Raw genomic sequence first — 25,376 nt, forward strand, 5'->3', positions numbered from 1 at the left:
CTATCCATCCTTCATTAAGAGTAAATAAGTAGTATTTTATTTATTTTGTTGATCCAGCTGTTATACCGCTTACAATATAACGTTGGGTAAAGATAAATATTAATATAATTGGAAGTGTAGAAATTGCTGACAGCGCCATAAGTTCAGCCCAATTTGTGCCAAACTGACCAACAAACTGTCTCATTCCAAGTGTTATCGGCCACATCTCACTTTGTTTGAGCATTGTCAATGAATATAAAAATTCACCCCAGGCCAACAAAAAGCTAAATGATGCACAAGTGAGAACTCCTGGCTTTGCGAGTGGTAAAATGATTCGAACAAACGCCCCCCAGCGGGAACAACCATCAATAGTTGCAGCATCTTCCAAATCTTTCGGTATTGTTAGGAAATAAGTACGTAATACCAAAATGACAAAAGGCAGCGATAATGTCATGTTGGCAATAATTACCCCCAGATAAGTATTTAGAAGGTTCATTTTTGCAAACATTGTATAAAGCGGCAACGCCAACATATTACTTGGGAACATCTGGGTTACCAACACAAATAGTAAAAATAACGTAATACCTTTCATTTTTTTCCTTGCAATAGCATAAGCTGCCGGCGTTCCTAAAATCAGCGTGCCAATCATAGCTCCCAGGCTGATAATCATGCTATTTTTAAAATAAATAAATACATTAATATCGTTTTGAGCAAACAAACGACTATAAGCATCAAAAGTAATATCCTTGGGTATAAGAGTTGGATCACCAAATATTTCGGATGTCGATTTTAACGATGAAATAACCATCCAATAAATAGGAAACAGAAATGTTAAAACAATTAACAAGCCTATACATGATAAAATCCATTTTTTCCTTTCCACTACATGGTGTCCTCCTTCCTAATCAAATACAAATACACTAGTGCGATAGCTCCAATTATAAAAAATGATATATTTGAAAGTGCAGCGCCTTCTCCAAATCGATACATACTGAATGATAACTCGTACGCCAAGAAAGGAATCACTTGTGTTGAATTAGCAGGACCGCCAGCAGTCATAATATAAATTAAATCAAAGACCTTAAAAGTAAAGATAACTCCCAACATAAGCAATACCAAAAGGGTTGGCCGCATCAAAGGCAATGTGATATATACAAATTGTTGCATTTTATTGGCCCCATCAATTTTTGCCGCTTCATATGTTGGTTCGGGAAGACCTTGTAAACCTGATAATAGAATAACCATACTAAAAGGAATACTGATCCAAATATTAGCAACTATAATACTTGCAAGAGCAGTATCTGTATTTGTCAACCAATAAATAGGTTCAGAGATGACACCTGTATTCATTAGCAATTCATTAATAACTCCATTATCTCCACTTAACATCCATTGAAATATAGTACCGACAATAATAATTGGAGTCATCCAAGCAATTAATAATATAGATCTCATCCATCGACTACCAGGAAATGTTTTGTTAAAAAAAAGTGCAAATGCAAATCCAATTCCTGTTGAAAAAATGATGGTGGCAAATGTGAATATAAGTGAGTTTATTAATGCTGTGTTGAATAATTGGTCATTTATAACAGTAATATAATTTCTTAAACCGACAAATGGTTGCTCCCCCTGAATGAGATTGCTGATATTAATTTCACGAAAGCTTAAATTAATGTTATATAAAATCGGATATACTAAAAAAACAAGCAAAAATATACCAGCTGGAAGCAAAAAGGTATAATCTTTTCCTTTTTTTAAAAAGTTACGGAACCGTTTTGCAGAACTTTTATTACCTGAAATAGAGTTTTGTCGATCTAATATTTTTGCCACAATTAGCACTCCTCATAAATCATTCATTACGTATACTCTTAACCCTATAGAGGGGTTTCTTATAGGGTTAATGAGTACAACTTTACAAATTTAGTTTTCTTCCAAAATAGGAGTAATTGTATTGCTAGCCTTTTTTAACGCTTCTTTTGCCGTCGCGCCCCCTACCAAAGCATCTTGTATAGCGGTATAAATGGCTGTATTTATTTCATTATGATTTTGACCCCAGCCATATCCTTGTGATGTTTTTATCACTTCTGCAAAGGTTTTTCTTACATTGTTCTCTTGAAAATAAGGCTTATTGGCAATCTTACTGCCTGATGGATAATTCCCTGTAGCTTTCAGCCATTCCATTTGTCTTTCTGGTTCGAGCATGAATTCGATAAATTTCCATGACTCTTCCACATTTTGTCCCTTACCTATTGCAATACTTTCTCCTCCAATTACCGAGGAATACTCCTTGTCTTTTGGTATTTTTGCAACTGACCAATTTAAATCTGGTGCTTCAGCATTTATTACCGGGATCATCCAGGAACCACCAATCATCATTGCAGCTTTTCCTGTATAAAAATCAACATTAATATCCTGTAATTCCTCATTAACCACTTCTTTGGACATAAGGTTTTTTTCATACATGTTTTCCCATAATTTAAGTGCACTAATGGCTTCTGAACTTTCCAGATCTCCAACATCACTGCCTGTTGACCACAAGAATGGTATCCATGAAGCAGTACCATGTTGTGAATTATGAGCAGATGCTGCAAATCCATAGCGGTTTTCGGTTGTTAATTCCTGAGCCATCTGCGTTAATTCACCCCAGTTAGTTGGCGGCTCCTTAATTAAGTCAGTGTTATAAAACAGCGCCACTGCATTTGTATGAAGGGGCAAGCCATAGAATTTCCCATCCACTTTGTGAATCTCAATAATATTTTCATACATGCTTTCAGCTTCCCCTGAATTTTTTACTTTCTCGGAGATATCCTCAAGAATACCTGATTTTGCATAAAATTGGACTTCATTTATACCTCCAATAATTAAGTCAGGGAGATCACCGCCGGTCGCCCCAATTAATAGTTGTTGAGTCAATTCGCTATAAGGTACATAGGTAAGTTCAATGTCAATTTTAGAATGGGTTTTGTTGAATTCTTCAACATACTTTTTCAAAGTGGATTCAAGATTATCTGTCCAATAGTGCCATAAATCTAATGTTACTTTTCCGTTCGAAGATTTACCTTCTGACTGAGATTGTCCATTACAGCCAATTAGTATCGTGCTTAAAATTATTAGAAGAGAAACAAACAAAATCAGTTTTCGTTTCATTTTCAACACCCCTGTTTTTAATCTTTCTTACCCTTTCAACCCTGTTCCACCTTATAAAACGCTTACATTTTGTCAATTTCTATAATTGTATTATCCCTTTTCAGACAGATAAAGCAGTCGTTCTCCCGGAACCATCAACTTACATTTTTGACCTGGATAGTTACGGTACAAGTAGTCTATAAAATATGCTGGATTTTCAGTATTGGATTCAAATAAATCGTAGTGTACAGGGATTAATAAATCGATACCAGCTGCCTGTGAAATCTCGACGGCATCCCGAAAATCCATATTACCCATCGCTCCTTGCTCGTTTCTCCTCCAATCCTGTCCATTAATTGGTAAGCAAGCAATATCTACAGATAAAGGTTGTAAGTATTTTACTAGGTCAGTGTAAGCAAGTGTATCCCCTGCATGAAAGAAAACAATACCATTTATATAAACCACATAACCCAAGTAATAATGATTACCATTTTTATCTTTGCAGAACTTTTCATGTTTTGCGGGTATTGGTATAACGTCTAATCCATTTACCTTTAGTTTTTTATTAGCTTTCGCTGCATAAATGTTATCTTCTTTAACTCCAATTCCGGTTAACCTATAAATCGACGGTGCTGGGCATACAAAATTTGCGTGTGGAGAAAACTTCTTAATTCCCTTTAATGTTTCAGGATCCAGGTGGTCTAAATGATCGTGGGTGATAAATACAACATTAGCGTTATTTATATCTTTTGGCTGCATGGGCGAATCAAAATTTCTTTTTAATAAACCCGGTGGTTCAACTAAGTTGTTATCTTCAATGTAGTTTGATAGGTAGGGATCAAAATAACAGATTGTTTTATTTGCTTTTACTAAAACTCCAGATTGCCCCAAATGCCATAATGCAACAGCGTTTTCAGGTACATGTGTTTTACTGGTTTGATCAATGAGTGATTTTCCAGATCGATATACTCGTTCTTGCATTTTAACCTCCTTTGTTCCCTGTTTGTTCTGTATGTAAAACTTAATTCTATATGAAGAATTATAAATTATTATCTTAGTTTCGTCAATACCAAATAATCAAAAAATTACGAACGATTTATACTATCAATTAACAACGGTTTCTCCATTATTAGGGATACCGTTACCGCTGATAATTTATTTCTCTGTTTACACATAAGAAAATAATTACACTGCCTTTATCATGAAAAAACAAACGAAAGCCAGCCCATCTGGCTGGCTTTTGCATTATGACAAAGTTCACTGCCCTTCGACACTACTTCTCAGGTGCTAATTCAATCGCTTGTCGCAGTGCTTCCAGCATGCTTCTTTCATCGGCTTTGCCTGCACCTGCAATGTCAAATGCTGTTCCGTGATCTACGCTCGTTCGTATAATTGGAAGACCGACCGTTATGTTGACACCAGCCTCGAGTCCTAATACTTTTATTGGTCCATGCCCTTGATCGTGATACATCGCAACTACGATATCAAAGTCTCCGCGTTGTGCCCGGAAAAATAATGTGTCAGCTGGAAGCGGTCCTTCAACTTGAATTCCTTCTTCTGTTGCACGCTTAACAGCCGGGATAATTTTTTCTTCTTCTTCACCATAACCAAATAACCCATTCTCTCCGGCGTGTGGGTTGATTCCGCAAACACCTATTTTCGGCTTTTTAACGCCTGAGTTACTTAGTGTTTCATGTGCCAAACGAATCACTTTATAAACACGTTCCGGATTAATCATTTTGATCGCATCAATCAATCCCACATGAGTCGTAGCATGAATCACCTTTAATTTAGGAGAAGAAAGCATCATGGAAAAGTCTTTCGTACCTGTTAACTCAGCTAAAATTTCTGTATGCCCGGGATAAATATGGCCGCCTTTATGCAATGCTTCTTTATTTAAAGGAGCAGTACAAATTGCGTCAATCCGGTTATGGTTAGCAAGTTCAATAGCAGTCCTTAAATATTCATAGGCAGCATGTCCTGCTTCAGAGGATACCTGTCCAAATGGTAAACCTTCAGGAAGTAAGTTCAAGTCATAACAAGCTATTTCACCATATTCTGTATTAAAATCAGAATCGGCACCAATTTCCTTAACAATCACCTCAACACCTAAAATGTCAGCAGCACGCTTTAACATTTTTGCATCGCCAATTACAATGGGATGGGACTGTTCATATAAATGCCTGCTTTGTAAACTTTTCACAATAACCTCTGGACCTACTCCCGATGCATCTCCCATTGTAATTCCCACAATTGGTTTTTTATCCATTTCTAAGAACTCCCTTCAATTCCTGCATGGCGCGATGAATCGAACTTTCATCTCCGAATGCTCCTGCTTTGGTTACAACTGTATAATCCATATCTGCGCCGATTAACGAACCTAACGGGATGCCAGCTTCAACTTGCTTGATTAACCGGAAGCCTATCCCGCCTAAATGACGGGAGGCATCTTTTGCTGTATCCCCACCTGTTAATACCAAACCAGTCAGATCTTTATTGATTTCGGCTATCGTTGCCACGATTTCTCCAATAGATCCGGAAATCCGCTCTCCTATTTGATAGCCTGTTAAATTAAATCTTTTCCCGGCTTGCAAAACGCTTTCTCTTACTTCCTGATTGGAAGGAACATACAAAATAATATCATTCTCATTTTCTAATCCTTCAAGTAAATCGGCAATAATATGTTGTCTATAGGTATCCCAATCACTTGCAAAAATTTGTGACGTATCTAGTTCTACAGCTGTTACATTAGGTTGTCTGATTGCATAACGGACTTGATTCTGGGTTACTTGTGATAGGCTTCCACAAACTGTCATAACCCGCTTGGATGTTTGAAAAGAACGCTTATCCGACTTTTGACTGATTCCAAGTACTTCTGGAAGCACTTCTGCCAGACCAGCAGACCCAGCCCAAATAATCCGCTCAGAGGCAGCAGCCATTTTTTGTGCTGCTTGTTTTAAATCATGCTGTGTTTCTGCATCACAAACAATATAATTTACTTGATTTTGTTTAAAATCATTAATAGTTTCCCAAAAATTTTCTTCGATATCCGCATTTTTCAATAAGCCGACCGGTTGCCCGATTTCTTTTTCCAATAGCTTTGGAATGGACGATTCCACTACGGGATGCTTCGGATCTTTTGACAGTTCTGTCCCTGTTATTTTTACTCCGTTGACATAGTGAATGCCGTCTTTCGTTGTTCTGCCAAGCGATGGAAAAGCCGGAGCAATAAAAACAAACTCCGGGCTAAATACATCATTTAGAGCTTTCAATTCGGTTCCGATATGCCCACGCAAAGTTGAATCCATTTTTTTATAAATAGATTGATAGCCTGATTTCTTTAAAAAACTGCCGGCCTGCATCGTCACAGAAGCCGCTTCCCGCTTTGAAAGCGCACGTGAATTCGTATCGAATACCAGACCGCTGTCAAGGTTATCCTGGTTCGTTGGAATATCGAAAAGAACGGAAGTGTTGATCCCTTTCTCAGTAAGTTGAACACCGCTATCATTCGCTCCAGTCAAATCATCAGCAATAATTCCTATAAGTTGTTTCATGTTGATTCCTCATTTATTTATAGTTTTAGATCTGGTTTATTCAAATTACTCCGTTACATAGTCATCTGGAACTGTAATGTCTTTTTTCTCAAGTCGTTTTACAAGAAACCCAATATATAGCGGAAGTAGTATTGCTGTTGTAACAGTAGATGCCGCAACCTGCACCGTAGCCAGATCAACATGTGATGCGAAGCTGGCACTGGCAGCTGCAATTGCTGCAGGTGTTGCTACTGCATTCCCTGCCGTTGAACCTTCTGACGCCCCAGCAATCGGATTCCACTTAAATGCTTTGAATATGAAATAGCCTGCTGTACCAGTCAGGAATACTGTTGCTACGCCAAGGATTACACCTGATAATCCACCTTCAATGATTGCTCCAAAATCGATCCCCATACCTAATGCAAAGGCAAAAAACGGGATTAACATGGCACTTCCTTTATCGAAGAATTCTCTCATTTCTTCATCTAAGTTACCTAACACCATTCCAACAATAATTGGTAATAGTACGGCAATAAATGATACGAATGAAAAGAACCCGTTAACGAATCCCATCGCACCGAATATAGACAACGCTACCATCGTAAAGAAAGGACCGTCATTCAATGCAAGCAAAGAATATGCTGCACGGTCTGTTTTGTCACCATATTGACCAACAAGTGCCACATACAACCCACCATTACTATTGGTCATTGCGGCTATAATTGCAATAGGTGCCAAACCAAGCCAAAGCCCATTATCTCCTGCAAACATATATGCAATCAGACCGATAGCTGCACCTACAAGCCACTTGGTCGTTAACAACGTTGCGCCTTTACCGAGACTCACGCCAACATTTTTTAAATTGATTTGTGCTCCTGTACATAATAGAAATAGTGCGATAAGCGTACTTGCCCCATCAACGAATAATGCCTGTGTAAAGTTACCTATCCTTAATAAATCGGGTGCAAACGTGTTTAGTACTGCAGCAAGCAATAATGGTACAACCATCATGCCTCCAGGAACTTTTTCTATCGATGCTTTTATCCTCATGTATATCCCCCTCATATGTTATATCGTTCAATATTTAAACACCTTCAAAAATTAAAGCGATTTCATATATTATATTATGATAGATTGATATAAAATGCAACACATTAATTTCAAAAAATTTTACATAAGATTTTAAAACGTTATTGTCGTTGCATTTTTAAACAAAAGAGAACCCCTTGATTGGGATTCTCCTAATAATTCACTTATCTACTCTTTCAATTTTCGCCATAATGTAGAACGATTGATATCCAGTCGTTTAGCTGCATTCGATTGATTATAATCTTCTTCTTGAAGTACAAGTTCAATTATCTTTCGTTCTATTTCTTTCAATGTCCCATCGAGTGATAACCTTTGATCTTCCACGCTGGACATATGCTCATAATTATGAAGCAGTTTTTTTACATGGGAAAGTTCAATATAATTCGCCGGAGTCATAATACTTAATTCCCTGATCACCTTTTCCAATTGAGAAATGTTCCCCTGCCAATGGAATTGCATCAAGTATTGAATCGCATCCTGCCTTATTCCAATTGTTTCATTGCCATCTTCTTCATGAAACTTCGCTAAAAAATACTCAGCAAATGCCCCAATATCTTCCTTCCTCTCGCGTAGTGGCAGAAGATGTAAGACATTTTTGGATATCTCGTTATAAAGCCCTTTATGAAAGGAACGTTCATAAACAAGTTTTTCGAGTGAGGTTTCAGCAAGAACAATAACTTTCATGGTTTTCGGCAGATTACATAGCAAACGTTGAATCGTATTTTGTATTTCATACTGAACAGCATCAATATCTTTGATCAAAATCGTACCACGTTGAACCGCTGATATTTTCGTTTGTATCTCTTTCTGAGAAGAAGTAGCATCTGTTAAATAACTACCTTCTATGACAACAATCGGGGCTTCCTGTCCAAATCGTTTAAAATGCATTGCCCTTGCAACAGTATATTTCCCTGTCCCAGGCTCTCCAATAATGCAAACGGCACCATCTGAATGAGTGTACTGCTGGAAGTTTTCCCGTAAGCTCATGGCCTGATCAGTTTCTCCAATAATCGGGACGTGTACTGAATTTCCAATGATACGAACCGTTTTTGTCTCCCTTTTATTGAATGAACTATGAATGCTTAGTCCTACAATTGCCTCTGTCTGATTTACCAAAAAAGCTTGTAATTCATAAATACTATTTTCACCTTCTATTTCCGCCCACTGGTTTGTTTTGCTTTCCAGTACCCGCTTCATAATAGTATAAATAGTACTCGATTTTAAAATTTCATCGCTTCCGTTATATTGTTCGAACAGCAAATTCTTCTCAAGTATTGCACCATCCCGACGTAGTAAGACTACTGGAAATGGCATCAAATGGAACGTTTCCTGAAAATAATAAAATTGATTATTAACGCGACGGAAGAAATAATATACTCTTTTTCCTTCTTCCAAAGCATCCGTAACCGCTTCTCTCCCGGAAGTGATTAACACACCACGCAACCCTACCTGTTCTGCAACCTGGACAGTAATCACGTCCCCGATCACGACAGTATATCCTTGCTGTTTCAGCTTCTCCAGGTTGCCTCTCACTTCATTTCTGGATTGAATCGTAATCATCTTTACGTCAAATTCCAATATGTTACATATTGTAGCTGCGCCTTGAGAAATATTTGCGTAACCAACCAATGCCACCCCATGTTTGATTCCGCGAATAAGGGTGAAAACACGCAGCATATCGTACCCTGTTATATCGATATGTACAACTGGTAACGATACCACCTCCTGAATCATCGAAGCGGTACCCCCACGGCTGATAATTAATTCATACCCTTGCTTTTCGGCTAATTTAGCAACACGAACCCCTTCTTCCAGGTTGGCTATGGTTACATCCAATTCAATCTCATCCGGTACATCCATTTTCTTAGCCGTCTCTGCCAATCCTTGATAAGGTGCAATCAATAGTGTTTTGATCATTCCTTCTCCCTCGCTTGTTGCATATTTCAACACTTTCATTATTACATATAGGGAGAAACATGTCATGTATTAAGGAGCCTGGATAAATTCATTTCCCAGCTTCCCTTTCTGCAGATAATTTTCTTCTAGACTAAGAAAGTCCGCTTTACAAAAAACAATATTAACATCTGATAATGAAAAAGCCCTAAAAAGTGACCTCCCAAAAGAAGGTCACTACCACAGTTTATAACGTTTCACATATTCTCCGGCATGCAGATGATATTATAGTTTTTACCTGAACCTGCTGTATCAGACACTATTAATCCTTACCAATGACCCATTTCCATGAAAAAATCTATCCAAAAAATTCGGTCACAAACACTCCGCGATTCAACGCGTTGCATAAACTTCCTTCACAGAATGCTGGGTTTCCACATACCGCATTTGCTGCCCTTTTCCTCCAATCAGAATCGAGTGCGTTGTGTTATCAGATGTAATGCCTTTTAAATAGAAACAATTTGTTATCCCGGTCGCAACTAAAAAACAATTTTCGGATTTCACCAGATCGTTATGTTTCAATGTCATTTCCGGAATTTCTAACCCCATACTTTTACACCGTTCCATTTCCACATCATTTCTTGGTCTTAATTTTGCCTGCATTTCACCGCCAAGTGATTTCACGGCAACAGCTCCCAGCACACCTTCAGGAGCTCCACCGATTCCAAGAAACAGATCCATATCCAAACGGTTCATACATGTTGATATGGTGTAAATAACATCGCCATCTTTAAATAAATGCACTTTGGCCCCTGATTGCCGAATCGTATCGATATAGTCTTGATGACGGGGTCTGTCTTGAACGAGAATATTTAATTCATGGACTTTTTTGCCTTTTGCTTCTGCCACAGCTTCCAGATTTTCACTGATGGGGGCATCAATATTGATTTTCCCTTTTGCCTTGCTGCCGACAGCAAGTTTCTCCATATACATATCAGGTGCGTGAAGCAAACTGCCCTTAGGTGCAACTGCAATTACGGTCATGGCATTATTCTGGCCGTTAGCCGTCGGGGTTGTTCCCTCTATCGGGTCAACTGCAATATCTAATTCCGGCCCCACCCCATTACCAACCGCTTCCCCAATATGAAGCATTGGGGCATCGTCAATTTCACCTTCTCCGATGACGATTCTTCCCTTCATGTTTAAACCATTGAGCTGTTCACGCATTACTTTCGTAGCAATCTCATCTGCAGCATGTTTATCCCCTCTGCCAACCCATCGTTTTGCTGCAAGCGCAGCGGATTCGGTTACGTTTAAAAAATCCAATACTAATGATTCCATTGAAGCTTATCCCCTCTCTGATTTAGCAAAACATAGAATAACAGAATTTACTCACCCGCGACAAATTCCTTTTCTTTTTTTATAATCTTATCAACTTTACGTTTGGATCCTTCTGCCCATTCAGCGTTTAAATAAGCTTCCACTACTTTCTTGCCGACGTTCGCACCTATAATTTGCGCTCCCATTGTAATGATTTGCGCGTTATTGCTTAATTGCGCTCTTTCCGCACCGTACGTATCGTGGGCAAGTGCAGCACGAATACCTGGATATTTATTAGCCGCAATCGAAACGCCAATCCCAGTACCACATATCAATATGCCTCTATCCAGATCCCCTTTGCTGATTGCTTCAGAAACATCAAAAGCAACATCCGGATAGTCGACCGTATCACAAACATGACAACCATAGTCTACAAGTTCGTGATCGGTTGTTTCTTCCACAAACCTTTTGATCTCCTCTTTAAATTCAAATCCATTATGATCACTGCCGATACCGATTTTCATTCAAACTCCTCCTCTTCATCCCTTTCGTATATTTTCATTTTATATCAATATTTATTGTTAATCAATTATATTTTTTCATTTATAATCATATATTTTCGTTAATTGTCATTAAAGAAAAAGGAACCAGAAACAACCTGTTATCCGATTCCTTTTTTAAGTTTTGACGTCATTTTGGCTCGAATGTTAACTGACTTGTGCTGAATTACTTTTCACATACGCTAAAAAAGTCAATAACATGAGGTACGCGGAAGTCGCTCCCGGATCCTGAAAACCAACTGACCGGTCACCTAATCTGCTGGAGCGCCCCTTTTGGGAAACGAGTTCTTTTGTTGATTCCATCCCTTTCTTGGCAAAATCTAACGCATGATCAAAAGATGGAATGAATTCATTGGTGCCTTCAAACTTTACCTGGAATGCTTTCCCAAACGGCTCAAGGGTGTCCATCATTGTCTTATCTCCTGCTTTTGCCTGCCCCCGTTCCTGAACACCTTTTACGAAGGCAAGCCAATATTCAGCCAAATCACCATCATTCAGAACCGTTTTCTTTTTAACTGTTTTGGCTCCCCTCATTAATCCGGTTGCATATAACGGTCCTACCGAAGAACCAACTGCATTTAAAAAAGTCTTTCCGACGATCATACTGATCTTGCCACAATCATCCTCATCTTTAAGATCTCCATCAATCATTTCTTTTGCAGCCTGCCATCCAATCGACATCGTAACACCATGATCACCATCGCCAATTTTACGATCCAGCTCGCAAAGATAATCCTTCTCCTCTTCAATCATCTCAATAACATCATCAAAATAACTTTTAAGGTCTTCGGCTGTGAATTCCATATGACGTACCTCCTTATTTTTGAACAAACATCGGGCAATCAACGGCGTGATCAACTGTCTTCGTCAACTCATCGTCCAGTTTCATTAACGTAATGGAACATCCACCCATTTCCAAAGAAGTAATATAATTTCCCACATACGAACGGTAAATTTTGATTCCGCGTTCCTTTAAAATTTGATTGACTCTGCGATAAATAATATATAAATCCATTTTAGGGGTGGATCCCAATCCATTAACAAGGACTGCCACCTCATCTCCCTTTGTGAGGTCAATATCATCTAATATATCGCCTACTAATCTGTCTGCCACACGATCAGCCGTTTCGAGCTTTCCCTTTTCGATTCCAGGCTCCCCATGGTGACCAAGGCCGATTTCCATTTCGTCTTCATCGATTAGAAAACTTGGTTCATTTGTTTGCGGAAGATAACAAGGGGTGAGCCCAACCCCCATCGAACGTGTATTTTCATTTGCCTTGTTAGCAATTCGCACAACATCATCCAAATTGTATCCGAAATCGGCTGCAGCACCAGCCGCTTTATAAACAAAGAATTCCCCCGCTATTCCGCGGCGTTTTTTCTTTTCGCCAGCAGGCGCGGAGGCTACATCGTCTGTTGCCAATGCCGCTCCTACTTCGATGTCTTCTTCCATATCTGCCATTTCCGCGGCCATTCCGAAGTTCATGACATCCCCTGCGTAATTTCCATACAAATATACAACCCCGGCACCCTTATCAATTGCTTTGGTAACTTCTAAAATTGGCTGTGGTGAAGGTGAAGCAAATATATTCCCAACCGCAACACCATCTGCCATACCTTCACCGACATATCCCATAAAAGCAGGTTCATGCCCGGAACCTCCACCAACAAGGATGCCAACTTTATCCTTTCTAGTCTCGCGCACTGTAACTAAGGATCGGTTATTTTCAGGCAATTGCCTTATGTAATCCTGATGTGCATTTACATAACCTTCCACCATTTCTTCTACCACGTTTTTCGGATCATTCAGTAATTTCTTCATCCAGTACACTCCTCGTATAATAAGTTTTTGAGCCTGCAGATTGTTTGATCCAAGGGAAGCTTCATACCGAGGCTGGTTTATTCATTACTATACATTTATTTTCCCTTTCTTCACAACACAGAGAAATAGCCCTCAATTAAGAGAGCTACTGGTTATACCACAGAATGCGCTCCATCTTCAGCTGATTTTTCTTTTTTGCTTTCTTCCGGCAATTTCAAGAAGCCCGACATAATTGCAGCGATAAAGTAAAGACCACCAAGGATCCACATCATTCCTTGTGTATCAACCAAATCATAGAACAATGTTACCAAAGCAGGACCAACGAACACACAAAGACCGGCTCCCAGGTTCAATATCGACATGGCTGCCCCTTTATCACCATCACCAACCATTGAAGGCGTGAGGGCTGACAGCGGTACAAACCCTGCTAAACAGGCTCCCCATAGAAACCCGATAGCGCCGACCACGAACACATTTCCGGTAAATATTTGCGGCAAATAGAACAGAAGCAGGGTAAAAACACCACAGCCAAATGCTCCAAACCACTTCACGGTATTCCTCCAGCCTAAAGAATCCCCGATATATCCGAAGATTAGATTAAAGGCAATATTGGCAATAAATATGGTCCCCCAAATATTAAGCCACACTGTCGTACTTATCCCTTGATCAGCCAGATAAATGGGAAGGAATAACGGAAAAGCATATTGTGCTGCCTGGTTGATAACACGTACAATCCCGGCAATACCAACCTTTGGCTCTCTTTTCACGATTGTAACTCCATTTATCAACTCTTTAAACTTGGGTGAATTATCTGATTTTTCTTCGGTTAATTCGAACTTATCCCGATTCACTACCAATGCAAAGAATGCTCCAATCAATACCCACAAAACCGCTGTCCAAAGCGTCGGAATATGTCCGAAGAAATTAATCGAGAAACTTGAATAATAAGCACCTAAAACACTTAAACCTCCAGTAAAAACAAACCAGAACCATCCAACAGCTTTACCAAGTTGATGCTGTGGTGTACGATACGTAATCCACACTAGAAAAGCATAAGCAAACAACGGATAGCCGAAACCTCTGATGGCGTACGTCGGAATCATTAACCCGTAATTTAGCGTCGGAATAGCCAACCCCACAAAAAGTGAATGACCGATAAGGTATAAAATCAACCCTGACAACATTGTTTTCCTCGGTCCAATTGCTTCAACCAACATACCGGATAACCAGGCCGAAAGAGCGATGGTTACGCCATAGCACGTTGTTAAAAAAGCCGCCTGCTGAACTGTCAATCCCTGATCGACCAGGTATGGGCTTATCCACGCAAGCTCTAACCCATCCCCCATCATAAAAATCAAGACACCAAAGTATCCCCATGCCAAATGGGAAGGAATACCAATTCTATCTAAAAATGACGAATTCTTCTGCGTTAAATCCTTCATCCTATCCTTTCCCCCTTGTTTATGGAACGAATTATGGTTTTAAAACAATTTTTATTGAATCTTCGCCTTTCTTCATTAGATCAAAGCCTTCTTCAAAGTCCTGCAAATCCAGTGTGTGCGTAACAATATTTTCTGTTGGCAAATCACCATTGGAAATACCTTCAATGACAAGCGGATAGCAATATGGGCCCAAATGAGAACCTAATAAATCCAATTCTTTCCGATCACTAATAATGCTCCAATCCACTGTGACTGGTTCCCCAAATACACTAAACTCAACGAAACGACCCAACTTTCTGATCGCATGAAGTCCTTGCTCCACAGATTTCGGATGGCCAGTAGCTTCAATATACGTGTCGCAGCCGTATCCTTCCGTCATGTCTTTAATTTCCTGAACAACGTCCACTTTGCGTGGATTTAGGACAAGGTCTGCTCCGAATTGCTTTGCCAGTGCAAGCCGGTCTTCTTTCAAATCAAGGACAACTACTTTAGAGGCACCGGATTTTTTAATTGCTCCAAGCATTCCAAGGCCAAGCGTCCCTGCACCAGATAAAACAACCACATCACCGATTTGCACTTGGGCACGTTGCACCGCGTGTAAACTGCAGGCATAAGGTTCGATCAGGATAGCCTTTTCAATTGGCATATCTTCGGGAACTTTATAATTAATCGCTTCCTTTGTAAACTTCATATATTCAGCCATGCCGCCGTTTACATTGTTTTGAAAGCCGTACAAATCGTGTTTTTCACACATCCAATATTGACCCCTATTACAGAATCGGCAATCCCAGCACGGAACAATCTGCTCAGATATTACCCGATCGCCAATTTCAAAATCTGTTACAGCGTCTCCTTTTTGTACAATACGTGCGATAAATTCATGTCCGGGAATCATCGGCGCCTTTATGTAGGCGGGCTGCTGTTCATCTCCCCAAAAACTCGGTGCCCCGTCATAAGCCTTAATATCTCCGGCACAAATTCCACATGCTTCAACTTTAACGAGTATCTCTTTATCATTCTCCAGCTTAGGTGTCTTCACTTCTTCATATCTGTAATCTTTCGGACCATATGCTACTACCGCCTTCATCGTTTCCGGAACTGCTTTCAGATCATCATGCTGCTTATCAAGTGTTTCAGCCATGAAAATTTCTCCTTTTTAACGTATTTAAAATGAACAAGTAATTACAAAACGAAATTTGTAATCGGTTTCATTCACTTTCTTGTATTTTATCATTTCTTATTATTTTGTCAATAATATTTTTAAATACTTTTGAAATGATGATTTTAATCACATAAATGATAATAAATGAAAAATTACATTAAAATATTGATAAATTATAACAAATGAAATACCATGAAGGTAACATAAAAAAATAAGGATGAACGTTTATGAAAATGTTTGTGAGTGAAAGACGAAACAAAATTATGAATATCCTATATGAGAAGAAACGATTTACAGTGAAAGAATTAGCGTTGCATATCGGGGTATCAGAAGCAACTCTCAGAACAGATTTAAATAAAATGGAAGAAGAAGGCCTGCTGATCAGAACGCATGGCGGGGCTATTCTTAACGATGAATCAGAAAACGAGACCAGTTTTTCTGCCAGGGAAAAGAAAAATAAGCAGGAAAAAATACAAATAGCAAAAAAAGCATTTTCGTTTATTGAAGAAAAGCAGTGTATTTTATTGGATGCCAGCTCTACAGCATTGGAATTGGCCCGTTATATAAAAAACCAGCCAATCCGATTAACGGTTGTTACCAGCGGGGTACTCACAGCACTCGAACTAAAAGAAAACCCGGACCTTACTGTAATTCTGCTCGGCGGTGTCGTGACAAACCGTTCCACATCTATTGAAGGAACACTTGGCTTAAGTATATTGGATCATGTAAATGTAGACATCCTGTTTACATCCGGTAATGGCTTCTCAGTAGAAAGCGGATTAACCGATTTTAATCTTTATGAAGTGTCATTAAAAAAAGAGCTGGTTAAAAAAGCAAGCAAAACCATAGCAATTGTTGATAGTTCAAAAATTGGAAAATCATCCAGCGCTGTATTCGCCACACCCGAGGACATAAGCGCACTAATCACAGATAACCCTGTCGATTCGGATATCTCGACCCGATTGAAACAAAAAAACATTGAATTAATAACCCCGGCCTTGAGTGGGACATAGGAACAGGTTTGTCCCGCCAAGCCGGGACGAGAAGCCTGCCCCCTATGCTTCCATCACCTCCAACCCCGGTTACATCTTCAAATACCGTCCATACATTTCTCTATACATAGCAAAGGTATCCTGATTCGGCTCAAAGATTCTCGAACCAGGTATTTCAATAAACCTCTCTGCAAAATCCCTGTAATCACTTGCCCACCCAAGCTGAAGAAACGCGGGTGATACCGCCCCTATTGCTGACATATACTCATTTTCCGACGATATGCGGACTGGCCTTTCCAAAATATCAGCTAGTATCTGACACCAGGAAGCGCTTTTTGTACCTCCTCCAACGGCAGTCAATACGTCATCCGACTCCAGATTTAATACTTCCATCACCTGCCTTAACGAAAAACAGATCCCCTCAATAATTGCCCGGGCCAAATCACATTTTTTGGTTTCGAGGCTTATTCCCCAAAAGGATCCCTTCGCTTGTGGATCATTAACAGGATTTCGCTCTCCCTGCAAATAAGGCAAAAATAACACCCCATTACTTCCTGGTTCAGCCTGACTGATCAATGCCTCAAACGCATTGAACTTATCATCTTCTTCCCCTTCTGCAAACGTATTGGCACCCCATTGATAAACATTCCCCGCATTAAGAAGGGGCGCAACAGAAATGATCGCCTCATGGAGTAAATGCGCTAATTTGAAGTGTCCATCGGCCGCGGATTCCGGCTTCAAACCATCTTGTATCCCTGCAATCCATCCGGTGGTTCCGATATAGCAGTAGCTTTCGCCGGATGTTACAGCACCTGCCCCGATAGCGGAAGCAACTGCATCCCCACATCCACATAAAACAGGCGTATCTGAGGAAAAGCCGGTTTCCAATGCTGCCTGTTCATGGACATATCCGGCAATATTTGCAGCATCAAGGAGATTTGGCAATTTTCCAACATCGATACCTGTTAATGAAAAAACATCCGTCTCCCATTTCCTTGCCCCGACATTCATCATACCTGTAGTTGCTCCGGTCGTTGGATCAGTTGCTAAAATCCCTGTCAGCCGGTAAACAATATAATCCTTTGAACTAAACAAAAAACACGTTGTATCATCATATTTGTACCGCTTACTTTTCTTCATTTGAACCAGTTTTGCCAGAGGTGTCGCCGCACTAATCGGATTCCCTGTCAACTGAACAATTTCAGGAAATTGTTCAAGCAGCCATTCCGCTTCCTCCCCAGCTCTCGTGTCGGAATACAGTATTGCGCGGTTTGCTGTATTTTCCCGCGAAACCGGAATAACATCTTCCATTTGCCCGGTAAAAGAGATCATGACAACTTGGTCAGGTTCTATTCCCACTTCCATCCACCAATACTGTGCAATATATTTAACACCATCCCACCAGTCATTTGGATTCTGCTCCACTATTCCGTCAGATTCATAGTGTGTCTCATGCTGCACAGTTTGTTCGCTGTAAAATGATGCGTCTTTTTTGACCAGAGCTCCTTTAATAGCAGTCGTGCCAATATCAAAAACAGCTGCATATCCTGTCATATCTTTACCTTCTTTCTCATCGAAGCAAAGGTATGGCTCTACTTCTATAAAAGAAGCAAGAGAACCACCCCTTACTTCAGTATTTTCTCCAAGTAAATTCAAATATTTTTTTATAACCCTTCATTTTGTGGTATAGTCTATTGTCCTCTTTATTCTATCACACTATTTTATCGGTTTAATCAGACATGGATCATCGTCCGTTTCTTACTACCAAATCCCATAGATCTATCAAAAGTATACGAAAAAAAAGCCGCTAGCCTTGCATGGGGCTAACGGCTAAGAATAAGGGTATATTTTCAACTATATACGAGAATCTGACACCGTTATTCCATCATTTCCCTTATTGAGCTCTGGAATGAAAAAAATTATGCTTAACCTTCACTTATGAGGTTTCTTACTCCTGCTCTTCCTCATCCTTAGTAATCCGTGGTGTCTTCAAACTGGTTTTAACCCCAAAATAATAAATAATAATGGAGCCAATTGCTAGAATAATGCTATCCCACGGACCAGTGATAAGCTGATGTGTTTTTTCGCCCTCTGAATTGGCAGGACCAAAGGAGCCAACATAAGAGATCACCAACAGAAAAACAAAATAAACCAAAAGCCATAACGATGAACGGAAATCTTCTTTAAGATTTTTTTGGATTTTTTCATCGTTGTCTGCAAATGCGAAAAACAGAACCAAGGATCCGATAGTAAGCCCAATCAATAAAATCAACGTATCAAATCCGCTCCAATAGGCGACAAGAGAAGCTGAAGCAAATGATAAAGGTGCAATTAACCCCATGCCTTTAAGATAAAAGGGCCGTTTTAAATTAGGACTTCGCTTTCTTAGAGCACCAGCCGAAACAGGACCAGTTAAATAAGTTAAGATAAGAGCAGAGGAAACTGCACCGATTAGTCCTCCCCATGTCTGGAACTGTTCAGGAAGTGTCCATGCAATACCCATAATCATGGAGAGCCATAATGCGCCACGGGGCAAGCCTGTCCGCTTGTCCACTTTGGCAAAAATGGAATAAAAATAGCCGTTTTTAGCCCATGCAAACATCATTCGTGCTGTTCCAGAAAAGTAGGCATTACCACATGCCGCTGGTGATACAACTGCATCGAACAAAACTAGATTCGCCAGCCAAATAATCCCTAATGTTTGAGCAAGTTGAGCCCATGGAGACTCCCAATTGATGGTTGCCCAGCCCTGATTTAACATCTCTGCAGGCACTGCACCGATAAATGCAATTTGTAATAAAACATATAAACCTAAACATAGAGTTATCGAAAGGAGAATTGCTATTGGTAGATTCCTTTGCGGATTTCGTGCCTCCCCGGCAAAATCTACTGCTTGCCTAAAACCCAGAAAGGCAAACGCAACTCCTGCTCCAACTACAGCTTGGAATACCCCGTGAATGCCACCTGGCTCAGCCCCGCCAACATTGAAATTAGTGAAATCCATGTTCGCAAACATGACGATAACAATCAGGATAGGAACGATGAATTTAAATATCGTAATTATTGTATTTGTCTTACCGAAAAACTTAACACTCCAATAATTCACAAGAAAAAACAAACAACAATTGCCGACTGAACAATAAAACCGAGGAATGTAGGGTCTCCGGCGTCGGTTGTTAGTGCTCCCCAGTAATATGTTGCGTATTGACGGACTGCTACAGCTTCTACTCCGATCATACTGGTATAACCGAGAAAGGCAAAGAAACTTACCATAAACCCTGTTACGGAACCATGCGTAAAATCAGGATAGCGGAGAAATCCTCCACTCCTGGGAAGAGCAGCAGCTAATTCTGCATAGACTAGACCAATTAAAATGAAAATAATTGCCCCGATAATCCAAGACATCCACGCCAATGACCCTGCATACTGAACCCCTTTCATTGCTCCATATAACCAACCGGAGCCAATCGTTGAACCGACTCCAAGAAAAATGAGATCCATTAATGAAAGACTTCTTTTGAATTTCCCCTGTTGTTCCAAAACATCCATCCCTTTCGTTTACGTGAGTTACAGTTTAATGGTGTTAATAATTTCCCATTCACTTTATGTAATGATAAGAGAGCTCCTTATTTAGATAATTTTATAAAAGTAGGATATCGTTAACAATTGTCAAACCGTAAATATAGGAAAACGTTTTCTTTTACATTATGTCCAAAAATAATTTAAAGAGGGCATTCAGGGCATGAACGGGCCGGAACTACCACATTCCCTCGAAACGTTGCAATTACAGCATTTCAAAGATAGCTAAAACTAAAAATCAGCCCTCAAACCCGAGAGCTGATTAACATCAAGTAACAATTTTAATAACCACAAATCCCTAATCATACCTAACAGCAACATTTTTCACCTGCGTATAATTATACAACGCAATCCATCCCTTTTCCCTGCCGAATCCGCTTTTTTTGTATCCGCCAAACGGCATTTGGATGCCGCCGCCGGCCCCGTAATTATTAACAAAAACCTGACCGGATCTAATCCGGCTGGACAATAGGTGAGCCTTGTTTATATTCTGCGTCCATATCCCTGTAACCAGCCCATAATCGGTACTGTTTGCGAGATCGATAGCGTCTTCTGCGCTTTTAAAAGTAAATACCGCCAGTACCGGGCCAAAAATTTCTTCTTGTGCCAGTCTGCTGTCTGGAGCAACATTATCAATAATAGTCGGTTCAATATAACAGCCATTTTCACCGTTTTTCGGTGCAACTGGGCCCCCGCCTGCCAAAATGTTACCTTCCTCCTCAGCAATTTCTAAAAAATTCATGACGCGATTGTACTGTTTTTCATTTAAGATCGGTCCAATATCCTTATCTTCCAGGGCTGGACCGATTGATAATTCTTTAAACCGGGCGACAAGCTTATCCAAAAATTCATCTTTAAATGATTCCTCAATTAATAACCTGGACCCGGCAGAACAAGTCTGACCGGAATTTTGAATGATTGCTTTCGTAACTCCGGTCAGCGCCTTTTCAATGTCACAATCGGCAAAAACGATATTGGGCGACTTTCCCCCTAATTCCAATGTAACCGGGGTAACATTCGATGTTGCACGATTTGCTACAGCTGTTCCTGTCTCAACCGAACCGGTAAAAGTCAGATGGTCAATTAGCGGATGTGCGGCAAGACTGGCACCTGCTTCCTTACCATACCCTGTAACATGGTTAAAAACCCCTTTTGGAATATTAATCTGATCAAAATATTCCGCTATTTTGGCCGCTGTCAATGGTGTGTCTTCCGCGCTCTTTACAACAACAGTGTTTCCCATTGCAATCGCCGCTGCAACACTTCTTGATAATATTTGAATGGGATAATTCCATGGGACAATGTGTGCCGTTACACCGACAGGTTCCCGTACAACATAGTCAAGCAGGCCATCTTCTATTGGAATGGTGTCACCCATTACCTTATCTGCGGCCCCCGCGTAAAACTCGAAGTAACGGATGGCCGCATCAATGTCTGCATACCCTTGTGATAACGGCTTGCCCACATCGGTTGACTCTAACTCTGCCAGCTCATCCCTGTTTTCGTTTATCTTCGCAGCAATTTCCGTTAGCATCCGACCTCTTTCGAATGGTTTGACGCTGCGCCACGCATCGCTTTCAAAGGCATCTTTTGCAGCGTTCACAGCAATATCGACATCCTTTGATTGACCACGTGGTATCCTTGCCAGTTCACTTCCGGTTGAAGGTTCTGTTACCGGAATCCATTCTTCATTGGAACTATTGCACCACTCACCGTTTACATACATTTCAATTGTTTTCATTTGATATTCCTCCGCGAAATTACTGTCGTGTTTTATCCCGATAGACGATTTTCGGTACCCTCTTTTAGACTGGGCTAGTCAAAATTAAACACTCCTGCCTCCATCAACATGGAATACACTGCCTGTAACCATTTCAGAGTCATCCGAAAGCAGGAATTTGGCTGACTTTGCAATATCCATCGGGGTTATGAGCTCTCCCATCGGGACACTTTGTTTAAATACCTGTTCCTTCACTTCATCCACATCTGCACCCTCTCCGGCAAATTGTTCCAGCATGGATGTGTCACACGGACCCGGGTGCAAGACATTTACCCTGATTTTGTCTTCAGCCAATTCCAGTGCCAGTGCTTTCGAAAATGATTCAACCGCCCCTTTTGATGCAACATACGATTGTAACCCCGGCCTTGGCCTGGTGGTCGAAACAGAACCGATATTTACAATGGTTCCTTTGCCGTTTCTTTTCAGGTACGGTGTTGCTTCCCGGCACGTCAAAAAGGTCATGGTCATATTGATATCCATAATACTTTTCCATTTTTCCAAGGTTACTTCTTCAATAGGGGTAGCACGTTGGGCAATGCCGGCCGCATTGACGATTCCATCAATTTCACCAAAGTCAGCCGCGATTTCCGAAAAGACATCGCGCACTTTCTTTTCATCCAATAAATCGCCTTGGATCACCTTAAATCTGTTATTTTCCTTAAAATCAGCTAAATTCTCCACATGCAGATCACAGCCGGCTACATTTGCCTGTGCTCCCAATAGTTCGCTAACAATCGCTTTTCCCATGCCCCCGGCTGCTCCTGCAACAACAAAGGTTTTATTTTCCAACGTCATCTTTCTTTCGCACCCCCATCAGTTATAAAGTTTTCTGATTATCGCGTCCCCCGCCTGATTGGTTGTTGCTTCTCCACCCAGATCAGGTGTAAGATTTTCAGCGTCATCCAGTAATGATTGAATGGCTGTGAGCACCTTATCGTGTAGGTCTTTCCTTCCCAAATGCTCCAGCATCAGTGCCAGCGACCATATCTGTGCAATTGGATTGGCAATTCCCTTTCCTGCTATATCCGGTGATGAGCCATGGACAGGTTCAAACATCGATGGGAAGTTTTTTTCCGGATTAATGTTGGCTGACGGTGTAATTCCCAATCCGCCCACAATCGCAGAGCCCAAGTCTGATAAAATATCGCCAAATAAATTGGAGGCGACAACAACCTGAAAATCGTGCGGGCGCTGTACGAAATATGCTGCCAACGCATCAATGTAATTTTTTTCATAGCGAATATCATAATGGTTTTCCGCTACTTCTTCTACTACTTTATCCCAGAAAGTCATGACGTGGGTAATCGCATTTGATTTGGTCGCATTCGTTACTTTGTTATACCCGTGTTCACGTGCATACCGGAACGCAAATTCAGCAATCTGGTTTACTCCCTGCCTAGTCATAACCGTATTTTGAATGGCAAGTTCCCGCTGTTCATGATGAAACATGGACCCGCCGGCATCGGAATATTCCCCTTCAAGGTTTTCACGAACAATCGTAAAATCGATGTCCTCACCAGTACGTACTAAACTATTGATTCCCTTTAACAGTTTAATAGGACGCAGGTTAACGTACTGCTGAAAATTTTTCCGGATTGGCATAATTAATTCCCAAACAGAAATATGATCCGGCACCCGTTTATCACCAATCGCACCAAACAAAATCGCATCATACCCTTTCAGTCTGTCCAGCCCATCGCGCGGCATCATCCGGTTATGCTGCAAATAATACTCCGAGTTCCAATCAAAAACATCATAGTGAATATGAAGGCTCTCATAATGGTTGATTGCCTCCAGCACCTTAATCGCCTCATCCATAACTTCCTTGCCTATCCCGTCGCCGGGAATAACCGCTATGTTATGATTCATTTCCATTACCGTCCTGATTCAAAAATTTCAGTGCGGCACTGCGGTAAAGCTGCGTAGTGGTGCCCAGTTCCTCAATCTCGACATATTCATTAATCTGATGCGGAATGTCCCTATCTCCTGCACCTGTTGTAACAATCGGAACCCCGTGCACATGCAAAAACGTGCCATCTGTTGCACCGGGAACACCATTGTACGCCGGCTGTTTGTCCAAGACCTCTCCGGCAGCATCATACACAGCCTTTACTACAGGATCATCTTGTGCTGTTTCCGTTGCCGGCCTGTCTTCAATCACGTCATATTCAACCTGAAAATCAGCATCTTCCCTTTTCAATTCGGCAAATATATCCTCGATTTTACGGATCAGATCCTGATGATCCTGATTTGGTACTGTACGGATATCTAATGTGGTCATACACTTTTCCGGAATGACATTGATTTGGGCATCCCCGCTTACAGGTGACCGTAAAATGGTCGGTGTAATGCTCGGCCACTTTAAATAAGGGTGCTCACCATGGATTTCCTGCTCACTCTTTTCCAGTTTTTCCAGAGCGGTGATGATTTTTGCCATCCGCCAATTGGGATTAATCCCGCTCCAGGAAATCGCACCATGAGCCATTTTTCCCTTAACTGTTATTTTGATCCGCAAGGCCCCTCTTTGCGCCACACAAACTTGGTTTTCTTCTGGTTCACAAATGATTGCCCCGTCAACATCATCCGCCCAGCCGCGTTCGATAAAGTGTTTAATACCAAGCATCAGACTTTCTTCATCCACTGGGATGCACAGAATTATTTTCCCGGTAAACGATTCCCTGTCCTCCAAAATAGATTGGACAGCAGTAATCATGCAGGACAAGTTTCCCTTTGTATCATTTGTCCCCCTGCCATACATTTTTCCATCGATAATGTCAGCGCCAAAAGGATCATGTTTCCAACTGGCCGGATCACCTTCCGTCACAACATCTGTATGTCCTTCAAACAAAAGAGTTTTTCCAGGTTTTCCCGAATCAACCACTCCGATTACGTTCGGCCTTCCAGGTGCAACTTCCTCCACATGCACCTCGATTCCATCAATGTTCCGCAAATGATCCGCCACAAAGTTAGCCGCTTTTTCCTCGTTGCCGCCCGGTTCATCCGGCCGGTAAACGCTGGGGATTCGCACCAGCTGCTGGGTCAGTGTTACTACCCTTTCATAATCCCGTTTCACACGATCAATTTTGGTAGTACGCATAT

At 40.8% G+C, this 25,376-nt stretch carries 20 protein-coding genes and 1 pseudogene; 1 reads left to right on the forward strand and 20 read right to left on the reverse strand.

What is annotated here, in order from left to right; all coding sequences use genetic code 11:
• Positions 1-40: 40 nt before the first annotated feature.
• The 14 genes from HUX68_RS09860 to HUX68_RS09925 form a co-directional block, all read right to left on the reverse strand.
• On the reverse strand, positions 41-862 hold the full coding sequence (locus HUX68_RS09860) for a carbohydrate ABC transporter permease (protein ID WP_174614664.1): 822 nt from the start codon (positions 860-862) through the stop codon (positions 41-43).
• On the reverse strand, positions 862-1,809 hold the full coding sequence (locus HUX68_RS09865; RefSeq protein ID WP_246206654.1) for a carbohydrate ABC transporter permease: 948 nt from the start codon (positions 1,807-1,809) through the stop codon (positions 862-864). The genes HUX68_RS09860 and HUX68_RS09865 overlap by 1 nt, the downstream gene beginning before the upstream one ends.
• A 90-nt stretch (positions 1,810-1,899) precedes the next feature.
• On the reverse strand, positions 1,900-3,126 hold the full coding sequence (locus HUX68_RS09870; protein WP_174614665.1) for an ABC transporter substrate-binding protein: 1,227 nt from the start codon (positions 3,124-3,126) through the stop codon (positions 1,900-1,902).
• 90 nt (positions 3,127-3,216) lie between these two features.
• Entirely contained in the window at positions 3,217-4,086 is an 870-nt protein-coding gene (locus HUX68_RS09875; protein ID WP_174614666.1) for an MBL fold metallo-hydrolase, read from the reverse strand.
• 292 nt (positions 4,087-4,378) lie between these two features.
• The gene (gene pdxA, locus HUX68_RS09880) at positions 4,379-5,374 is read right to left on the reverse strand and encodes a 4-hydroxythreonine-4-phosphate dehydrogenase PdxA (protein WP_174614667.1); all 996 of its coding nucleotides are present in this window, start codon (positions 5,372-5,374) and stop codon (positions 4,379-4,381) included.
• The gene (locus HUX68_RS09885; protein ID WP_174614668.1) at positions 5,367-6,659 is read right to left on the reverse strand and encodes a four-carbon acid sugar kinase family protein; all 1,293 of its coding nucleotides are present in this window, start codon (positions 6,657-6,659) and stop codon (positions 5,367-5,369) included. The genes pdxA and HUX68_RS09885 overlap by 8 nt, the downstream gene beginning before the upstream one ends.
• A gap of 45 nt (positions 6,660-6,704) precedes the next feature.
• Complete coding sequence (locus tag HUX68_RS09890; RefSeq protein ID WP_174614669.1) at positions 6,705-7,688, reverse strand: 2-keto-3-deoxygluconate permease; 984 nt, start codon at positions 7,686-7,688, stop codon at positions 6,705-6,707.
• A 207-nt stretch (positions 7,689-7,895) separates the two neighbouring features.
• On the reverse strand, positions 7,896-9,644 hold the full coding sequence (locus HUX68_RS09895; RefSeq protein ID WP_174614670.1) for a PrpR N-terminal domain-containing protein: 1,749 nt from the start codon (positions 9,642-9,644) through the stop codon (positions 7,896-7,898).
• 369 nt (positions 9,645-10,013) lie between these two features.
• Positions 10,014-10,961, reverse strand: coding sequence for a class II fructose-bisphosphatase (gene glpX, locus HUX68_RS09900; RefSeq protein WP_174614671.1), 948 nt, complete (start codon positions 10,959-10,961; stop codon positions 10,014-10,016).
• 47 nt (positions 10,962-11,008) lie between these two features.
• A complete protein-coding gene (gene rpiB / locus HUX68_RS09905; RefSeq protein ID WP_174614672.1) occupies positions 11,009-11,464 on the reverse strand; it encodes a ribose 5-phosphate isomerase B in 456 nt (151 codons plus the stop codon).
• A 183-nt stretch (positions 11,465-11,647) separates the two neighbouring features.
• Complete coding sequence (gene dhaL, locus HUX68_RS09910; RefSeq protein WP_174614673.1) at positions 11,648-12,304, reverse strand: dihydroxyacetone kinase subunit DhaL; 657 nt, start codon at positions 12,302-12,304, stop codon at positions 11,648-11,650.
• A 13-nt stretch (positions 12,305-12,317) separates the two neighbouring features.
• On the reverse strand, positions 12,318-13,322 hold the full coding sequence (locus HUX68_RS09915) for a dihydroxyacetone kinase subunit DhaK (RefSeq protein WP_174614674.1): 1,005 nt from the start codon (positions 13,320-13,322) through the stop codon (positions 12,318-12,320).
• A gap of 152 nt (positions 13,323-13,474) precedes the next feature.
• Positions 13,475-14,764 carry an MFS transporter gene (locus HUX68_RS09920; protein ID WP_174614675.1) on the reverse strand — a complete coding sequence of 430 codons (1,290 nt, stop codon included), beginning with the start codon at positions 14,762-14,764 and terminating at the stop codon, positions 13,475-13,477.
• 31 nt (positions 14,765-14,795) lie between these two features.
• Positions 14,796-15,905 carry an MDR/zinc-dependent alcohol dehydrogenase-like family protein gene (locus tag HUX68_RS09925; protein ID WP_174614676.1) on the reverse strand — a complete coding sequence of 370 codons (1,110 nt, stop codon included), beginning with the start codon at positions 15,903-15,905 and terminating at the stop codon, positions 14,796-14,798.
• A gap of 248 nt (positions 15,906-16,153) precedes the next feature.
• On the opposite strand from HUX68_RS09925, the gene HUX68_RS09930 reads away from it, so the two are divergent.
• On the forward strand, positions 16,154-16,939 hold the full coding sequence (locus HUX68_RS09930) for a DeoR/GlpR family DNA-binding transcription regulator (RefSeq protein WP_174614677.1): 786 nt from the start codon (positions 16,154-16,156) through the stop codon (positions 16,937-16,939).
• Between the two features lie 69 nt (positions 16,940-17,008).
• On the opposite strand, the gene HUX68_RS09935 is transcribed toward HUX68_RS09930, so the two are convergent.
• From HUX68_RS09935 to HUX68_RS09960, 6 genes and pseudogenes are all read right to left on the reverse strand, one after another.
• Complete coding sequence (locus HUX68_RS09935; RefSeq protein ID WP_174614678.1) at positions 17,009-18,472, reverse strand: xylulokinase; 1,464 nt, start codon at positions 18,470-18,472, stop codon at positions 17,009-17,011.
• A 394-nt stretch (positions 18,473-18,866) separates the two neighbouring features.
• A pseudogene (locus HUX68_RS09940) lies at positions 18,867-20,467 on the reverse strand (APC family permease).
• Positions 20,468-20,795: 328 nt separating this feature from the next.
• Positions 20,796-22,238, reverse strand: coding sequence for an aldehyde dehydrogenase family protein (locus HUX68_RS09945; protein WP_174614679.1), 1,443 nt, complete (start codon positions 22,236-22,238; stop codon positions 20,796-20,798).
• Positions 22,239-22,322: 84 nt separating this feature from the next.
• A complete protein-coding gene (locus HUX68_RS09950) occupies positions 22,323-23,072 on the reverse strand; it encodes an SDR family NAD(P)-dependent oxidoreductase (protein ID WP_174614680.1) in 750 nt (249 codons plus the stop codon).
• 18 nt (positions 23,073-23,090) lie between these two features.
• Entirely contained in the window at positions 23,091-24,146 is a 1,056-nt protein-coding gene (locus tag HUX68_RS09955; protein ID WP_174614681.1) for a tartrate dehydrogenase, read from the reverse strand.
• Complete coding sequence (locus tag HUX68_RS09960) at positions 24,136-25,374, reverse strand: M20 family metallopeptidase (RefSeq protein WP_174614682.1); 1,239 nt, start codon at positions 25,372-25,374, stop codon at positions 24,136-24,138. The genes HUX68_RS09955 and HUX68_RS09960 overlap by 11 nt, the downstream gene beginning before the upstream one ends.
• Positions 25,375-25,376 lie beyond the last annotated feature (2 nt).

Origin of the sequence: Virgibacillus ihumii, assembly GCF_902726655.1 — a bacterium.
Classification (GTDB): domain Bacteria; phylum Bacillota; class Bacilli; order Bacillales; family Amphibacillaceae; genus Lentibacillus; species Lentibacillus ihumii.

What these genes read in the sequence shown, in the direction of transcription:
- HUX68_RS09955 (WP_174614681.1), bottom strand. Translation starts at nt 24,146, where the DNA reads ATGAATCATAACATAGCGGTTATTCCCGGCGACGGGATAGGCAAGGAA.
- HUX68_RS09870 (WP_174614665.1), bottom strand. Translation starts at nt 3,126, where the DNA reads ATGAAACGAAAACTGATTTTGTTTGTTTCTCTTCTAATAATTTTAAGC.
- HUX68_RS09885 (WP_174614668.1), bottom strand. Translation starts at nt 6,659, where the DNA reads ATGAAACAACTTATAGGAATTATTGCTGATGATTTGACTGGAGCGAAT.
- HUX68_RS09950 (WP_174614680.1), bottom strand. Translation starts at nt 23,072, where the DNA reads ATGACGTTGGAAAATAAAACCTTTGTTGTTGCAGGAGCAGCCGGGGGC.
- rpiB (WP_174614672.1), bottom strand. Translation starts at nt 11,464, where the DNA reads ATGAAAATCGGTATCGGCAGTGATCATAATGGATTTGAATTTAAAGAG.
- pdxA (WP_174614667.1), bottom strand. Translation starts at nt 5,374, where the DNA reads ATGGATAAAAAACCAATTGTGGGAATTACAATGGGAGATGCATCGGGA.
- HUX68_RS09920 (WP_174614675.1), bottom strand. Translation starts at nt 14,764, where the DNA reads ATGAAGGATTTAACGCAGAAGAATTCGTCATTTTTAGATAGAATTGGT.
- HUX68_RS09890 (WP_174614669.1), bottom strand. Translation starts at nt 7,688, where the DNA reads ATGAGGATAAAAGCATCGATAGAAAAAGTTCCTGGAGGCATGATGGTT.
- HUX68_RS09945 (WP_174614679.1), bottom strand. Translation starts at nt 22,238, where the DNA reads ATGAAAACAATTGAAATGTATGTAAACGGTGAGTGGTGCAATAGTTCC.
- HUX68_RS09960 (WP_174614682.1), bottom strand. Translation starts at nt 25,374, where the DNA reads ATGCGTACTACCAAAATTGATCGTGTGAAACGGGATTATGAAAGGGTA.
- HUX68_RS09875 (WP_174614666.1), bottom strand. Translation starts at nt 4,086, where the DNA reads ATGCAAGAACGAGTATATCGATCTGGAAAATCACTCATTGATCAAACC.
- HUX68_RS09935 (WP_174614678.1), bottom strand. Translation starts at nt 18,472, where the DNA reads ATGACAGGATATGCAGCTGTTTTTGATATTGGCACGACTGCTATTAAA.
- glpX (WP_174614671.1), bottom strand. Translation starts at nt 10,961, where the DNA reads ATGGAATCATTAGTATTGGATTTTTTAAACGTAACCGAATCCGCTGCG.
- HUX68_RS09915 (WP_174614674.1), bottom strand. Translation starts at nt 13,322, where the DNA reads ATGAAGAAATTACTGAATGATCCGAAAAACGTGGTAGAAGAAATGGTG.
- HUX68_RS09925 (WP_174614676.1), bottom strand. Translation starts at nt 15,905, where the DNA reads ATGGCTGAAACACTTGATAAGCAGCATGATGATCTGAAAGCAGTTCCG.
- dhaL (WP_174614673.1), bottom strand. Translation starts at nt 12,304, where the DNA reads ATGGAATTCACAGCCGAAGACCTTAAAAGTTATTTTGATGATGTTATT.
- HUX68_RS09930 (WP_174614677.1), top strand. Translation starts at nt 16,154, where the DNA reads ATGAAAATGTTTGTGAGTGAAAGACGAAACAAAATTATGAATATCCTA.
- HUX68_RS09895 (WP_174614670.1), bottom strand. Translation starts at nt 9,644, where the DNA reads ATGATCAAAACACTATTGATTGCACCTTATCAAGGATTGGCAGAGACG.